Genomic DNA, 15,346 nt, shown 5'->3' on the forward strand with positions numbered 1-15,346 from the left:
GCATGAGCTCTGTGCCCCGGGTCTCCTGGGAAACCGCTGCCACGACCGCCGTACGCCTCGTCCCGCCGGGTCCTACCCTGCCGGTCACCGAGGCTGCGGCGGTCGTCGCCGGTCTGCGGGAGGCCTCGGAGCGCGCCCAGGCGTACGTCCGGGACCTCACCCGAATGGATCCGCCGGGGGAGCGGCCGACCCTGGTCGTCGACCGGGCCTCCTGGATCAGGGGCAACCTCGACAGCTTCGCAGGGGTGCTGGACGACCTGCACCGGCCGGCCACCGGCAGGCTCGCGACGTCCGCGCTCGGACGGGGCGTGCGGGCGGTGCGGGACGGGTCCACCGGCGCGATGGTCGGCGGCGTGCTGGCCGTGCTGGCTCCCCGCGTCCTCGGCCAGTTCGACGTCTTCCACGGCCTGGGCGGTTCCACCGACCACGGCAGGCTGCTGCTGGTCGCGCCGAACATCCACGGCATCGGCCACAAGCTCGGCCTCGACCCGGCCGACTTCCGGTTGTGGGTCTGCCTGCACGAGGAGACCCACCGGGTCCAGTACCAGCGCGCCCCCTGGCTGGCCGACCACCTGGCCGGGTTGGTCCGTACGGCGATGAGCGGATCGGACCGCGAGGTCGACGCCGCCACCGACGGCATCACAGCGGTGATGAGCGTGGTGGAGGGCCATGCCGACGTGGTGATGGACCAGGTCGGGCCAGGCGTGATCCCCACCCTGCGCAGCATCCGGGCCCGCTTCGACAAGCGCCGCGAGGGCCGGCCCGGGCTGGCCAGGATCATCGGCAAGCTGCTCGGGATGGAGTCGAAGATGCAGCAATACCGCGAGGGTGCGGCGTTCTGCCGGGCGGTCCAGGCCGAGATCGGCGTCGACGGCTTCAACCGCGTCTTCGAGGCCCCCGGCGAACTGCCCGACCTGCACGAACTCCGTCACCCGCACGCCTGGGTGGAGCGGACCGGGCTCTCCTGATGGCCCGGCATGCGCTGGGTCCGGCGACCCTGGCCGTGGTGCAGGCCCTCGAGGGCGCCTGGCGCGACCCCGAACGCGACCCCGACGGCTCCTGGCTGGTCGGCTGCTCCGGAGGCCCGGACTCGCTGGCCCTGGCCCTGGGGGCGTACGAGGCCTGCCGCCGGGCCGGCGCGCTGTCCCGGCTCGGCGCGGTCGTCGTCGACCACGACCTGCAGCAGGGCTCCGCCGCGGTCGCGGCGACCGCCCGCGACCGTCTGCTGGCCATCGGCTACCCGTCGGAGGCGGTCCGGGTCGTCCGGGTCGTGGTCGACCCGGAGCAGGCCCGCGAGCTGGGCATCGAGGCGGCCGCCCGCAACGCCCGCTACGCGGCCTTCGAGCAGGTCGCCGCCGAGGCGCCCGTCGAAACCGAGGTGCTGCTCGGGCACACCCGCGACGACCAGGCCGAGACCGTGCTGCTCGGCATCGTCCGCGGCTCCGGGATGCGATCGCTGGCCGGGATCGCCCCGCGCCGGGGACCGTACGTCCGGCCCCTGCTGGACCTGGCCCGGGCCGACCTGCGGGCCTGCTGCGCGGAGAACGACCTGGCCTGGTGGGAGGACCCGGCCAACGCCGACGAGCGCTATGCCCGGGTACGGGTGCGCCACCGGGTGCTGCCAGTGCTGGCGGAGTCCTTCGGTGGCGACGGGGCGGTTAGCGCGGCACTGGCGCGGACCGCCGCGCTGGCCAGGGTCGACGCGGACTTCCTGGACGCGCTGGCCGAGGCCGCCGAGGAGGACGCCGTGGTCCCCGCCACCGAACGCGCCGGCGACGAGCTGGACTGCACCGAGCTGGCCTTCCTCCCCGAGGCGCTGCGCACCCGGGTGGTCCGCCGCTGGCTGGTCGGGCACGGCTCCCGCGAGCCGGGCGCGGTGCATGTGGCGGCGGTGTGCGCGCTGGTCACCCACTGGCACGGCCAGAAGGGCGTCGACGTCCCGGGCCTGCGGGTCGTCCGCGAGGAGGGACACCTGCGCGCGACCGGGGCACCGAGGGACGGGGACCGCGGCCCGGCATGACGAGCGGCGGCAGATGTGTGAAGCTGGGACACGTGGATGCTGACGCTATTGCAGATGATCTTGCCTCTGTGCTCTATACCCCCGAGCAGATCCGGGAACGCGTGGTGGTCCTGGCCGGCCAGATCGACAAGGACTACGCCGGCAAGGACCCGTTGCTCGTCGGTGTCCTGAACGGGGCGGTGATGATCATGGCCGACCTGTGCCGCGAGCTCAGCATCGACTGCGAGATGGACTGGATGGCGGTGTCCTCGTACGGCTCGGGGACCAAGTCCTCCGGCGTCGTACGCTTCCTCAAGGACCTGTCCGTCGACATCCACGACCGCCACGTGCTGGTGGTGGAGGACATCATCGACACCGGCCTGACCCTCAGCTGGCTGCTGTCCAACCTGGCCTCGCGCCAGCCGGCCAGCCTCGAGGTCGCGGCGATGTTCCGCAAGCCGGAGGCGGTGCGCACCACCATCGACTGCCGCTACATCGGCTACGACATCCCCAACGAGTTCGTCGTCGGGTACGGGCTGGACTACGACGGCCACTACCGCAACTTCAAGGGTCTCGGCGTGCTGCGCCCCGAGGTCTACAGCTAGCCGAGCCGCCCCTCGGTCCGGGTCGGCCCGACCGTCCGCCACGAGCCGACCGGCCCGCGATGGGCCGATCCGTGTGGGATCTTGGGGCTGCAGGGTAGAGTCAACATGCTCGTCCGTAGCCGTAGGCAGGAATGAACTGTGCAGCGAATCTTCCGTGGTCCCCTGATCTGGGTCGTCATCGTTCTGATCGCGCTGGTCCTCATGGGCCAGTTCGCGGGACAGACCTCTGGCTACACGCAGGAACCGACCTCCAAGGTCGTCCAGATCCTCGACGGTAACGAGAAGGTCCGGGAAGTCGTCATGCAGGACGGCGAGCAGCAGGTGCTGGTCACCATGGCTGACCAGAACCAGACCAAGTACCGCACCTACTGGGTGGGCAACCAGGACGACCAGATCGTCCAGCGACTCAACGAGCGGGTCGCCCAGGGCACCCTGGAGTCGTGGCGGGCGGAGAACCCGAAGCCGAGCTTCCTGACCTCGCTGCTGTCGACGCTGATCCCGTTCATCCTGCTCATCGGACTCTTCTTCTTCCTGATGAACGCCATGCAGGGCGGCGGTTCGCAGGTGATGAAGTTCGGCAAGTCCCGGGCGAAGGTCGCCAACAAGGACACCCCGAAGACAACCTTCGCCGACGTCGCCGGCTGCGAGGAGGCGATCGAGGAGCTGCAGGAGATCAAGGAGTTCCTCGCCGAGCCGGCCAAGTTCCAGCGCGTCGGGGCGAAGATCCCCAAGGGCGTCCTGCTCTACGGCCCGCCCGGCACCGGCAAGACCCTGCTCGCCCGCGCCGTCGCCGGCGAGGCCGGCGTGCCGTTCTTCTCCATCTCCGGCTCGGACTTCGTCGAGATGTTCGTCGGCGTCGGTGCCTCCCGCGTACGTGACCTGTTCGACCAGGCCAAGGACAACGCCCCCGCCATCATCTTCATCGACGAGATCGACGCAGTCGGACGCCACCGCGGTGCCGGCATGGGCGGCGGCCACGACGAGCGCGAGCAGACGCTGAACCAGCTGCTGGTCGAGATGGACGGCTTCGACGTGCACGGTGGCGTGATCCTGATCGCCGCCACCAACCGTCCCGACGTGCTCGACCCGGCCCTTCTCCGCCCGGGCCGGTTCGACCGGCAGATCTCCGTCGAGGCCCCGGACATGAACGGCCGCGAGCAGATCCTCAAGGTCCATGCCGCCGGCAAGCCGATCGCCCCCGACGTCGACCTCGCCACGGTGGCCCGCCGTACGCCGGGCTTCACCGGTGCCGACCTGGCCAACGTGCTGAACGAGGCCGCCTTGCTGACCGCGCGCACCAACGTCCCGCAGATCACCAATTACGCCTTGGACGAGGCGATCGACCGGGTGATCGCCGGCCCGCAGAAGCGCACCCGCCTGATGAACGAGCACGAGCGCCTCGTCACCGCCTACCACGAGGGCGGCCACGCCCTGGTCGCCGCCGCGATGCCGGGCACCGACCCGGTGCAGAAGGTGACGATCCTGCCGCGCGGGCGTGCCCTCGGCTACACGATGGTGATGCCCGACGCGGACAGGTACTCCCAGACCCGCGGCCAGCTGCTCGACCAGCTCGCCTACATGATGGGTGGCCGCGCCGCCGAGGAACTGGTCTTCCACGACCCGTCCACCGGCGCCTCGAACGACATCGAGAAGGCCACCAAGACGGCCCGGGCGATGGTCACCGAGTACGGCATGTCCGAGCGGATCGGCGCGGTCAACCTCGGTACCGGCGATGCCGAACCGTTCCTGGGCCGGGACTTCGGCTCCAAGCGCGACTACTCCGAGGAGGTCGCCGGCGTCGTCGACTCCGAGGTGGCCAAGCTCGTCAGCGCGGCCCACCAGGAGGCCTTCGACACCCTCGAGGAGAATCGTGACGTGCTCGACGAGCTGGTCCGCCAGCTGTTCGAGAAGGAGACGCTGAACCGCGAGGAGGTCGCCCGGATCTTCGAGCCCCTCCGCCGCCACCCGCGGCGCGACGCGTGGACCGGGTCCGACGACCGCAAGCCCTCCTCGGTGCCGCCGATCACGCCCCCGGCCAAGCCGATCGCCCCGGTCCCGGCCGTCGGCGCCCAGCTGCCCGCCGGTGTCGGTGTCGGTGCCGGTAGCAACAGCGGCAACAGTGGCAACGGCGGTTCGCCCTACGGTTCCCCGACCGCGCCGTACCCGAACTCCGACTTCGGCTCCGCCCAGCCCGGCCGGCCCGCCCCCGGTGTCGACCCGACCTGGCCGGCTCCGCAGCCGCCGAACAGTTGGGGAGGTGGACAGCAGCCGCCGACCCCGCGGCCCCCGTCGGGCCCGTGGCAGCCACCGGCACCCGGTGCCCAGCCCGGTCCCTGGAGCCTGCCCTCCGGCCCCCAGCAGGGTGGCGACGACCCGTACGGCGAGCCCTACCCGCAGGGGCCCGGCACTCCCGGCGACCCGGACAAGGACAAGCGTGGCTGAGCAACTGACCGACCGGTTCCCCGACGTCAGCCCCGAGGAGTGGGGCGCCGCCCGCCGCCCGTTCGACCACGACCGGGTCGCCGCCGCGGTCCGGGAGATCCTGGTCGGCATCGGTGAGGATCCCGATCGCGACGGGCTGCTCGACACCCCCGCCCGGGTTGCCCGGATGTACGGCGAGGTCTTCGCCGGCATGCACGAGTCGGCCTCCGAGGTGCTGTCGACGACGTTCGACATCAACCACGAGGAACTCGTCCTGGTCAAGGACATCGAGGTGTGGTCGATGTGCGAGCACCACCTGGTGCCCTTCAACGGCGTCGCCCACGTCGGCTACATCCCGGGCGGTGACGGCCAGGTCACCGGCCTGTCCAAGCTCGCGCGGCTGGTCGACGTGTACGCCCGGCGCCCGCAGGTGCAGGAGCGGTTGACCACCCAGGTGGCCGAAGCGCTGGTGCACCACCTGCGTCCGCGCGGCGTGATCGTGGTCTTCGACTGCGAGCACCTGTGCATGACGATGCGTGGAGTGCACAAGCCGGGGTCGCGGACCGTCACCTCCGCCGTACGCGGCATCCTCCGCAACCCCGCGACGCGGGCCGAGGCCATGGGCCTCATCATGGGGAGGTAGTCCGGTGTCGAGCATCCCGCGGGCCCCCCGCACCCAGGTGATGGGCATCGTCAACGTCACCCCCGACTCGTTCTCCGACGGCGGGGACCACGCCACCGTCGAGTCCGCGATCGAGCACGGCCTTCGGCTGCTCGAGGAGGGCGCGGACATGCTGGACGTGGGCGGGGAGTCGACCCGTCCCGGGATCGAGCGCACCCCGGAGGACGAGGAACTGCGCCGGGTGGTGCCGGTGGTCGAGGCCCTGGTCGCGCACGGGGCGGTCGTCTCCGTCGACACCATGCGCGCCTCGGTGGCCCGGGAGTCGGTGGCCGTCGGTGCCCGGATCATCAACGACGTCTCGGGCGGCCTGGCCGACCCGGACATGTTCGGCGCGGTGGCCGGGTCCGGCGCCGCGTACGTCGTGATGCACTGGCGCGGCCACTCCACCGAGATGTACCGGCAGGCAACGTATGCCGACGTGGTCGCCGAGGTCCACGCCGAGGTCGCCGAACAGGTGGACAAGGCGCTGGCCGCCGGGATCGCTGCCGACGACATCATCGTGGACCCCGGGATCGGCTTCGCCAAGACCCGGGAACAGGACTGGGAGCTGTTGCGCCACGTGGAGGACCTCGCGTCGCTCGGCTATCCGGTCCTGATCGGGGTGTCCCGCAAGCGGTTCCTCGGCGACATGCTCGCCGCGGACCAGCGGCCGGGCTCACCCAAGGAGCGCGACTTCGCCACGGCTGCGGTGACCGGCTGGATGGCCGAGCGCGGGATCTGGGCGGTCCGTACGCACGAGGTGCGCGCCCAGCGCGACGCCATCGCCGTGGTGCAGGCGCTGCGCGGGGACGGCCCGCGGGACGCGATGACCGACCGCGTGGTCGGCACGTTCCTCGGGGGCGGACTGTGAGGCGCGCGGTGTTCCCGTCCGACCTGGACCGGATCACGGTGACCGGTATCGCCGGCATCGGGTACCACGGGGTGTTCCCCTACGAAAGACGCGATGGCCAGACATTTTCGGTAGATGTTACGTTGGGTCTGGATCTGTCGGATGCCGGACGCACCGACGATCTGACCGACACCGTCGACTACGGACTGCTGGCACGCCAGGTCGCTGATGACATCGCAGGCGAACCGCTGAACCTCATCGAGGCCCTCGCGGCACGTATCGCCAGTACCTGCCTCGGATTCTCCCGGGTCGCGGCAGTGACGGTCACCGTCCACAAGCCGGAGGCACCGATCCCGGTGCCCTTCGGGGACACGAGCGTGACGATCACCCGCGTCCGCTGAACCTGCGCAGGCCAGGCGGCCGTCGTGGGACAGCTGGCAGGGACCCGGACCGGGTCCCCGTGGTGCACGTCCCGCGGCCCCTGGTAACGACGAGAGGAACGGACATTGTCCACTCCCACCACCCCGTTCGAGATCAATGCGGACACCCTGAGCATGCGAGCCCTGCGCAAGGTGGTGTTCTCGATTGGCTCGAACCTCGGTGACCGGCGGGAGCACCTGGAGGAGGCCGTGATGATGTTGCGGTCCACCCCTGGCCTGGAGGTCGTCGCCGTCTCCCCGATCTACGAGACCCGCGCGGTCGGCGGTCCGGCGGACAACCCGGACTTCCTGAACGCCGTCGTGGTGGCCGAGACGGTCCAGTCGGCCGAGGCGATGCTCGCCCGGATCGGCGCGATCGAGGAGGCCGGCGCCCGTACCCGCGAGGTGCACTGGGGTCCGCGGACCCTGGACGTCGACATCATCACGTACGGCGACAAGACCATCGACCTGCCCGAGCTGACCGTCCCGCACCCCCGCGCCCACGAGCGCGCGTTCGTGCTGGTGCCCTGGGCCGACATCGATCCCGACGCGACCATCCCGGGCCACGGTTCGGTCCGGGACCTGCTCGCCGGCCTGGACACCAGCGCCGTCCGCCGCCTGGGGGAGAGCCTCACCGAATGAGCCGCGAACTGCCGACCGAGGACCTGCCCGACGAGCCCACCGGGCCCGGGGGCGGGCCGAGCATCCTGCCCACCCCGCCGCGGCTGCTGGTGGTCGCCGCCCTGCTGGGGGCGATCGCGGGCTGGATCCTCGGTCCGGTGGTGACCGGAGCGGGACGTACGCCGATGCACGTGCCCTGGACCGCCCCCGCCGCCCTCGCGGTGGCAGCGGTTGGGCTCGCCGTGATGGCCCGGAGGATGTGGCAGGCCGTCCACGTCCGCCACGAGCCGATCAACCCCGAGCGTGGCCTGTACTCCCTGGTGCTGGGCAAGTCCGCGGCCCTGGTCGGGGCCACCGTCGTCGGTGGCTACCTGGTGTTCGGCGCGAGCTTCCTGCCCCGCCTGGACGCCGAGGCAGGGCTGGCCCGGGTGGTCGGCTCCGCGCTGGCCGCCCTGGCCGGTGCCGGCCTGGGCGCCGCCGGGATCGCGCTGGAGCGCGCCTGCCGGGTGCCCGATGACGACGAGGACGGGGCCCCCGGGGACCGGCCGAGGTCGGCCGGATAGCATCCCCGTCGGCGACACTCGCGTGTCCGGGACGGTCGGGCCCACGCGCGCCGCTAGGCTGGCAGGGTGAGTAGTGCAGCTTCCGGCCGTCGTGCCGCTTCTTCCCCCGCGCGCAAGCTGACCATCGGCATCCTCGTCGCTGGTCTCCTCGTTGCGGCTGCCCTTGCCATCGGCACCGTCTGGGTGGTTCGAGCCGGCGTCCTGCTGGCCGCCGCCACCGCCGTCGCCAGCGTCCTGCTGGCCTGGCGTGAGGCCTCCATCGAGCGCCGCGCAGCGGCCCGCAAGGACCTCGACCAGGCGCGTTCCCAGGGCCTCGAACTGTCGCGCGAGCGGCGTTCCAACATATCCGTCGTCAACTCCCTCGAGTCGCGCAACAACGCGATCGCTTCGCGGGTGGACGACCTCAGCACGGAGATCCGTACGCTCCGGGCCGAGATCGCCACGCTGCGCAAGCTGAAGAGCGAGATGTCCCAGACGATCGCCGTGCGCGACGTCGAGATGTCGAGCCTTCGCCAGGACCTGCAGAAGGCCCATGCCGAGCTCCAGCACCTGCTCGCCGACGAGGCCGAGGTCTATGCGCTGCCGCGTCGCGGCACCATGACCGAGGACTCGTCCCCGGTCTGGGCGGCCGTGCCGACCGCCGAGGAGCTGTGGTCCGACGGTGACCACCCCACGGTCGTCGACATGAAGGCCCTGGCCTACCCCGAACCGGCCCCGGAGCAGCGCAGGCACGCCTGACCCGCTCCTGGTCGCTGCACCCCTGAAGAACCGAGGACCCCGCACCGATCGGTGCGGGGTCTTCGTCGTCCCGGCCGGGCTCGGGTCTCCGTGCCCGGATGCCAACGGAATCACCGGGAGGGGCAAGGTGCTGGCAATCATTGGCAAGCGGAGGCCGGACTGGCCGCCTCTCGGGCCCGAGGCGATACCGTGAACGGGTCAGCAGCTTGAGGGGCCCGCAGCGGTCGGGCCGGTGGGCGGGCGAGGGGAGGACGCGACGTGGAGCCGACAGGTGCCGTACGCGACGTCGGTGTCGAGGACCTTTTCTTCTCGGTCACCGACCACAAGGGGATCATCCGCCAGGTGAACGCCACGTTCGCCCGGCTGTCCGCCACCTCCCGGGAGGACCTGGTCGGTCACTCGCACAACGTGGTCCGGCACCCCATGATGCCCGGCGGCGCGTTCCGGATGATGTGGGACCGGCTGCTCGCCGGCCGGCCCTTCGTCGGCTACGTCCACAACCTCGCGGCCGACGGCGTGCGCTACGACGTGTTCGCCACCATCACCCCGCTCCCCGACGGCGGCTTCCTGTCGGTCCGTACGGCTCCGCTGGTCGAGGACAGCTTCGTCCTGATGTCGATGCTCTACGAGGCCACCTGCGACCTGGAGTACCAGCTGCGCTCGGACGGGATGTCGCGGGCCGATGCCGCGACCCGCGGTGCCGACCACCTGCAGGGGCTCATCGAGGACGGCGGGATGGGATCGTACGACGAGGTCATGCTCGGCATGCTCCCGGCCGAGGTGTCCACCCTGGAGGCGGCGCTCGGCGGACTGCCCGAGCGTCCCCAGGCCTCCGGACCGCTGCGGGAGATGCTCGAGGAGCTACGGTCGGTCTTCGCGGACCTCACCGTGCTGATGGTCCGGCTGGACCCGATATCCGAGCTGATGCGCGACATGGGCGATGCGGTCTACGTCCTGCAGGGCACGATCGACCGCTCGACCGCGCTGGCCGCGATGATCGCAGCCAAGCCCGAGCTGGACGACCAGTTCGAGTCACTGGTCGAGCCGCTGCGCCGGTGGATGTCGATGGGCGGGGAGATGGACGCCCTGATGCACGCGCTGATGGCGGAGATGGGGGAGGTCCGGGAGGTTGCTGCCCGGTCCCGGTTCCTGATCGCCCTGGCCCGCCTGCACCAGTACATGACCGGCTACTACCTCGCCGAGCTGATCGACCGGAAGGCCGGTTCGGAGGAGGCCCTGCCTGCCGTCGGGCTGCTGTGCGAGGCCCTCGAGAGCGGGTTCCGGGACTTGGAGACGCAGGCGCCGGTGCACCTGGAGGCGGTCGACCGGGCCATCGTGCGGATCGAGGATGCCGCCCAGTTGCTGCAGGCGCCCAGCCGGGTGATGGCCGAGTGGGACGCCGTGGCCTCCCAACGTGACCTGCCCGGTCCGGTCGCCGACCTGCTGCCACAGATCGAGGCCGAGCTGGAGGCCTCGGACCGTGCGGTACGGCAGCTGCGCGCCATCGGCGCCCGGTGCGCCGACTCCGGTGCCCCTGCCGACACCGCTGCCCTACGGGCGGGTGCGGCCAGGATCAGCGGGCTGGCCCAGGGACTGGCGTCCGCCGGGGCCTGACCCGCCGTGGGCCGCTCAGCGGTCGACGTCGCCGACCACGTGGCCGAGGGAGGCCAGGGCGAGCTCCAGGTCTGCGACCCGGACCCCCGGCAACACTGCAGGCAGGGCCGAGACGGTGGCGAACGAGGGCGTGCGCAGGTGCAGCCGCCACGGTGTCTTGTCCCCACGGGAGACGATGTGGGCACCCGCCTGCCCGAGCGGTGCCTCGGTGGCGAGGTAGCCCTCGTCGTCGGGCAGCTTGAGGATCTTCGGCAACGGCTGGGCGACCGGACCGTCGATGGTCCGCAGGCGCTCGGCGCACGCGGCGACCAGCCGGGCACTGTCGGCCACCTCGCTCGCCATCTGTCCCAGCCGCGCCCGGGCGTCACCGACACCGCCGGCCGGGGCCGCCGGGACCTCCAGCTCGGCGTAGGCAAGGTACGGGTACTGCCGCCGCAGGTCGACGTCCACCCCGGCGGCGCGGATCGCCGGCCCGGTCACACCGTAACCGCGACCGACCTCGTCGCCGAGCACGGCGACACCGGCCGCGTCGCCGAAGTCGGAGGCCACCAGCGATCCGAGGTCACCCGCCAGCGTCCGTGCGACGTCCGCCACGGCGGTCTCTGCGTCGAGCCAGCCGTCGTCCGCGTCGGCGGCCAGGCCGCCGATCCGGGTGACCATCGGATGGACCCGGTTGCCGGTGAGCGTACGCAGCTGTTCGCGCAGCGACTCCCGGAGCCGGGCCACCCTCCGGTCCGCCGGATCGGTGCGGTGGGTCAGGTAGCCGAGGAAGCCCAGGTGCGAGGCGATCCGGGTGTGTTCGGCCAGCAGGGTCCGCAGCCAGACCGCCCGGGGCGGCACGGTCATGCCCAGCAGGTCCTCGCAGGCCAGGGCGACGGTCAGCTCGCCGGCGAAGGGGGCCTGCCAGTCGTGCCGGTCGGCGAGCATCAGGATCTGGCGGTAGTCGCGGACCTCGAACAGCTTCTCCACTCCGCGGTGCATCGCCCCGACGGTGACGTCGGCGCGCTCGATCCTCTCCCCGTCCGGGGTGGTCCACAGGTCGAGCTCCAGCAGGCCGGCGCGGCTCGGATGGTCCGGGCCCAGGTCGAGCAGCAGGGTGCCGTCTGCGATCCTGCCTCCGGGGAGCGTACCGAGGGCCGAGGAACCGACCACCACGTGGAGTGAGGGCATGGGTCCAGCCTAGGGTGTGGGTCCGACGGCGTGGACCAGCCACCAGTTCGCGCCCAGCCGGCCCGGATCGGCCAGCGCACGCCGGCGGTTGGCGCCGACCAGCGCCGCCAGCGGGGCGCCTCGGTCGGCGGGGAGGGGGTCGGCAGGGACGGTGTCCGCGAGGTCGGCCATCACCGTGCTCTGCCGGGCGACGAGCAGGCGGCGTACGCCGGGCACCCGTTCCACCGCAGCGGCGAGCGCATCGACGGCGACCGGGGCGGTGATGTTGGTCCGCCCGTCCGGCACCGGATCGACCAGCAGGCCGTCCCGGTAGCCCAGCAGCGCACCCTCCGGCGGCCGGTCGCGGCGCAGGTGCCCGTAGTCGATCGCGACCAGGATGCTGCCGGGCGGCAGCGAGGCGGCGATCGCGGCCCAGGCCCGGTCCCGGGTCAGGCCGACCTCGACCGTCCGGGCGTCACCGGCCCAGGCCTCCAGCCAGCAGGCCTCGGCCGGGTCGGGTGCCCAGCCGGTCGGGCCGTGGGGCCCGAGCAGTTCCCAGCCGGTCGGGGTCCGCTGCGCGACCCGGCAGGGCAGGTCGTCGAGCCACTCGTGGGCGACGACGAGCAGCGGGCCGTCCGGCCCGTCGGGTCCCAGCAGGTTCGTCGGCAGGCCGTCCGGCCCGGTCCAGCCTGTGGTACGTACGTCCCACAGGTGCTGGTGCCAATGCACAGTTGGGGGGAGGTCGGCCGGTGCCGGTCGGACGTCGACGCCGTGCAGCGCCCAGCCGGGACGTGCCCTGGCCGCGGCGCGGAGCAGCGAGCCGTCCGCGGCGCCCAGGTCGACCAGGGTGGGCGCGATCCTGGTCGGATCGCCGGCCGGTGATCCGTGGCCGGGGGCGCCCGAGTGGTGCCGGAGGTGCTCGGGGAGAACCGAGAGCAGCGCCCGGAGGTATTCGGCCGTCATCGCGGCATCGCCCGCGTCGCCCGCCGACGTACGGAAATGATCGGCCGGATGTTCCCTATGCCAGAATCCGTTCCTACCCAGCGACGACGTCCACCATTCGTCCTGCCAGTCCATAGCTTCCTCACAGAGTCTGGGGAAAGTCGGGTCCCCGCCAATAGTGATTCCAGAGTGAAATGTCGCACCTATTTCCCGATCGGTATTCTTTCGTCTACCATCAAGAATGTGGACCACTACGGGAGCGGAGGATTCGTTGTTCCACGTCCCGGTTGTCCATTGTGTATCACCACCCCCCACAGCCCTTCCGGGCACATCTGAAAGGCACCCCATGGCACGCCGCACCATGCTGATTCTCGAGGACGATCTCGACGCCACTCCGGCGCAGCACCAGGTCACCTTTTCCTTCGAAGGCGTCTCCTATGAGATCGACCTGAACGAGGAGCACTACTCGGAACTCCAGGAAGCCATGGCTCCCTGGGTCTCCCACGCCCGCCGGGTGAGCGGCCGTCGTACGACCGCGAAGCGTTCCTCGTCCGCCCCGACCGGTGGCGGCTCCGGAACCTCCGCGACGGCGATCCGCGAATGGGCCAGGACCCAGGGCATCGAGGTCTCCGATCGTGGCCGCGTTCCGGCGAACGTCCGCGCGTCGTACGAGGAAGCCCACGCCTGATTCCCGCGCCTCGACCGAGCGCCGCTCGCCATGGACCTGGGGAGTCCGTGGTGGGCGGCGCGCGTCGGCGGGGCGGTATTGCGCTGCAGGCGAACAGACGGTCTTCATCGGGAACATTGTCGGATGGCCGGGAGTTACTAGACTTGACACACCTCGGCTGGGACCGGGGTGCCGCGGTCAGGCCAGCCAGGCCGGCCGCAGACGGAGGAGATTTTATGTTCGAGCGCTTCACCGACCGGGCCCGACGCGTCGTCGTGCTCGCCCAAGACGAAGCACGCGCCCTGAATCACAACTACATCGGTACCGAGCACCTGCTGTTGGGCCTGATCCACGAGGGTGAGGGCGTGGCAGCCAAGGCGCTCGAACAGCTCGGCATCTCGCTGGACGCCGTCCGCGAGAAGGTTGTCGAGATCATCGGTGAGGGGCAGCAGGCTCCCAAGGGGCACATCCCGTTCACCCCGCGTGCCAAGAAGGTCCTCGAGCTGTCCCTGCGCGAGGCCCTGCAGCTCAACCACTCCTACATCGGCACCGAGCACATCCTGCTCGGCCTGGTCCGTGAGGGTGAGGGCGTCGCTGCGCAGGTGCTGGTGAAGCTCGGTGCCGACCTCAACCGGGTCCGCTCGACCGTCCTGCAGCTGCTGTCCGGCTACCAGGGCCGCGAGGTCGGCGGTGCCGAGGCCGGCGAGCCGCAGACCGCCGGAGTGGGCGCCTCGGCCCCCGCGTCGTCGGCGGAGCTCGACAAGTTCGGTCGCAACCTGACCCAGCTCGCCCGCGAGGGCAAGCTCGACCCGGTCATCGGTCGCGACAAGGAGATGGAGCGCGTGATGACCGTGCTCTCGCGTCGTACGAAGAACAACCCGGTGCTGATCGGTGAGCCCGGCGTCGGCAAGACCGCCGTCGTCGAGGGCCTGGCCCAGGCAGTCGTGCGCGGCGACGTCCCCGAGACCCTGCGCGACAAGCAGATCTACACCCTCGACCTCGGATCGCTGGTGGCCGGCTCCCGGTACCGCGGTGACTTCGAGGAGCGCCTGAAGAAGGTACTGAAGGAGATCAAGACCCGCGGCGACATCGTGCTGTTCATCGACGAGATCCACACCCTGGTCGGTGCCGGTGCGGCCGAGGGCGCGATCGACGCCGCGAGCATCCTGAAGCCGATGCTGGCCCGTGGCGAGCTGCAGACCGTCGGCGCCACCACGCTCGACGAGTACCGCAAGCACATCGAGAAGGACGCCGCGCTGGAGCGCCGCTTCCAGCCGATCCAGGTGCCCGAGCCCTCGATCGCCGAGACGATCGAGATCCTCAGGGGCCTGCGCGACAAGTACGAGGCGCACCACCGCATCACCATCACCGATGACGCCCTGGTGGCAGCCGCGACCATGTCGGACCGCTACATCTCCGACCGGTTCCTGCCCGACAAGGCGATCGACCTGATCGACGAGGCGGGTGCCCGGCTCCGGATCCGGCGGATGACCGCACCGCCGGACCTGCGCGAGTTCGACGAGCGGATCGCGAAGGTCCGGGTCGAGAAGGAGGCCGCGATCGACCAGCAGGACTTCGAGCGTGCGGCGTCCCTGCGTGACGACGAGAAGCAGCTGCTGGCCCAGCGTGCCGAGAAGGAGGAGGCCTGGAAGGTGGGTGACGCGACCGTCACCCCGCAGGTCGACGAGGAGGCCATCGCCGAGGTGCTCTCCGGTGCCACCGGCATCCCGGTCTTCCGCCTCACCGAGGCCGAGTCCAGCCGCCTGCTGAACATGGAGAAGGAGATCGGCAAGCGCTACATCGGGCAGGAGGACGCCGTCCGTGCGCTGTCCCGCTCGATCCGCCGCACCCGCGCGGGCCTGAAGGATCCCCGCCGTCCCTCCGGTTCGTTCATCTTCGCCGGCCCCTCTGGCGTCGGCAAGACCGAGCTGACCAAGGCGCTGACCGAGTTCCTCTTCGGTGACGAGGAGGCGCTGATCAGCCTCGACATGTCGGAATACTCCGAGAAGCACACCGCCTCGCGACTGTTCGGTTCCCCGCCCGGTTACGTCGGGTACGAGGAGGGTGGCCAGCTCACCGAGAAGGTGCGCCGCAAGC

At 71.2% G+C, this 15,346-nt stretch carries 15 protein-coding genes; 13 read left to right on the forward strand and 2 right to left on the reverse strand.

Translation table 11 applies throughout. The features are described from left to right. Positions 1-2: 2 nt before the first annotated feature. The 11 genes from GA0111570_RS16710 (at position 3) to GA0111570_RS16760 (ending at position 10,491) form a co-directional block, all read left to right on the forward strand. Positions 3-968: a zinc-dependent metalloprotease gene (locus tag GA0111570_RS16710; protein WP_092613799.1), complete on the forward strand. Its 966-nt coding sequence runs from the start codon at positions 3-5 to the stop codon at positions 966-968. Beyond that, positions 968-2,020 carry a tRNA lysidine(34) synthetase TilS gene (gene tilS, locus GA0111570_RS16715; protein WP_092613800.1) on the forward strand — a complete coding sequence of 351 codons (1,053 nt, stop codon included), beginning with the start codon at positions 968-970 and terminating at the stop codon, positions 2,018-2,020. Before GA0111570_RS16710 ends, tilS begins: the two co-directional genes overlap by 1 nt. A 32-nt stretch (positions 2,021-2,052) precedes the next feature. Beyond that, entirely contained in the window at positions 2,053-2,604 is a 552-nt protein-coding gene (hpt, locus tag GA0111570_RS16720) for a hypoxanthine phosphoribosyltransferase (RefSeq protein ID WP_245703272.1), read from the forward strand. Positions 2,605-2,742: 138 nt separating this feature from the next. Next, positions 2,743-5,046, forward strand: coding sequence for an ATP-dependent zinc metalloprotease FtsH (gene ftsH / locus GA0111570_RS16725; RefSeq protein ID WP_217634242.1), 2,304 nt, complete (start codon positions 2,743-2,745; stop codon positions 5,044-5,046). Positions 5,047-5,050: 4 nt separating this feature from the next. Next, positions 5,051-5,668, forward strand: a complete 618-nt coding sequence (gene folE / locus GA0111570_RS16730) for a GTP cyclohydrolase I FolE (RefSeq protein ID WP_217634244.1) — start codon at positions 5,051-5,053, stop codon at positions 5,666-5,668. A gap of 40 nt (positions 5,669-5,708) precedes the next feature. After that, entirely contained in the window at positions 5,709-6,557 is an 849-nt protein-coding gene (gene folP, locus GA0111570_RS16735; protein WP_092613812.1) for a dihydropteroate synthase, read from the forward strand. 8 nt (positions 6,558-6,565) lie between these two features. Then, positions 6,566-6,937 (forward strand): dihydroneopterin aldolase, encoded by a 372-nt coding sequence (gene folB, locus GA0111570_RS16740; protein WP_175557554.1) that lies wholly within the window; start codon positions 6,566-6,568, stop codon positions 6,935-6,937. A 105-nt stretch (positions 6,938-7,042) separates the two neighbouring features. Continuing rightward, positions 7,043-7,597 carry a 2-amino-4-hydroxy-6-hydroxymethyldihydropteridine diphosphokinase gene (folK, locus tag GA0111570_RS16745; protein WP_245703273.1) on the forward strand — a complete coding sequence of 185 codons (555 nt, stop codon included), beginning with the start codon at positions 7,043-7,045 and terminating at the stop codon, positions 7,595-7,597. Further along, entirely contained in the window at positions 7,594-8,139 is a 546-nt protein-coding gene (locus GA0111570_RS16750) for a DUF3180 domain-containing protein (protein ID WP_092613803.1), read from the forward strand. The genes folK and GA0111570_RS16750 overlap by 4 nt, the downstream gene beginning before the upstream one ends. A gap of 66 nt (positions 8,140-8,205) precedes the next feature. Continuing rightward, positions 8,206-8,877, forward strand: a complete 672-nt coding sequence (locus tag GA0111570_RS16755) for a coiled-coil domain-containing protein (protein ID WP_139283304.1) — start codon at positions 8,206-8,208, stop codon at positions 8,875-8,877. A 258-nt stretch (positions 8,878-9,135) separates the two neighbouring features. Next, the gene (locus tag GA0111570_RS16760; RefSeq protein ID WP_092613805.1) at positions 9,136-10,491 is read left to right on the forward strand and encodes a PAS domain-containing protein; all 1,356 of its coding nucleotides are present in this window, start codon (positions 9,136-9,138) and stop codon (positions 10,489-10,491) included. Between the two features lie 15 nt (positions 10,492-10,506). On the opposite strand, the gene GA0111570_RS16765 is transcribed toward GA0111570_RS16760, so the two are convergent. Continuing rightward, positions 10,507-11,661, reverse strand: coding sequence for an NADH-quinone oxidoreductase subunit D-related protein (locus tag GA0111570_RS16765; protein ID WP_092613806.1), 1,155 nt, complete (start codon positions 11,659-11,661; stop codon positions 10,507-10,509). Between the two features lie 9 nt (positions 11,662-11,670). Beyond that, positions 11,671-12,603 (reverse strand): SAM-dependent methyltransferase, encoded by a 933-nt coding sequence (locus tag GA0111570_RS16770; protein ID WP_092613807.1) that lies wholly within the window; start codon positions 12,601-12,603, stop codon positions 11,671-11,673. Between the two features lie 325 nt (positions 12,604-12,928). Here GA0111570_RS16770 and GA0111570_RS16775 point away from each other — a divergent pair, with 325 nt between their 5' ends. Both GA0111570_RS16775 and GA0111570_RS16780 read left to right on the forward strand, forming a co-directional pair. After that, positions 12,929-13,270, forward strand: coding sequence for a histone-like nucleoid-structuring protein Lsr2 (locus GA0111570_RS16775; protein ID WP_092613808.1), 342 nt, complete (start codon positions 12,929-12,931; stop codon positions 13,268-13,270). A 215-nt stretch (positions 13,271-13,485) separates the two neighbouring features. Continuing rightward, positions 13,486-15,346, forward strand: a 1,861-nt coding sequence (locus GA0111570_RS16780) for an ATP-dependent Clp protease ATP-binding subunit (RefSeq protein WP_092613809.1), incomplete at its 3' end; no start/stop codon positions are given.

Source organism: Raineyella antarctica, assembly GCF_900092135.1.
GTDB classification, from domain to species: domain Bacteria; phylum Actinomycetota; class Actinomycetes; order Propionibacteriales; family Propionibacteriaceae; genus Raineyella; species Raineyella antarctica.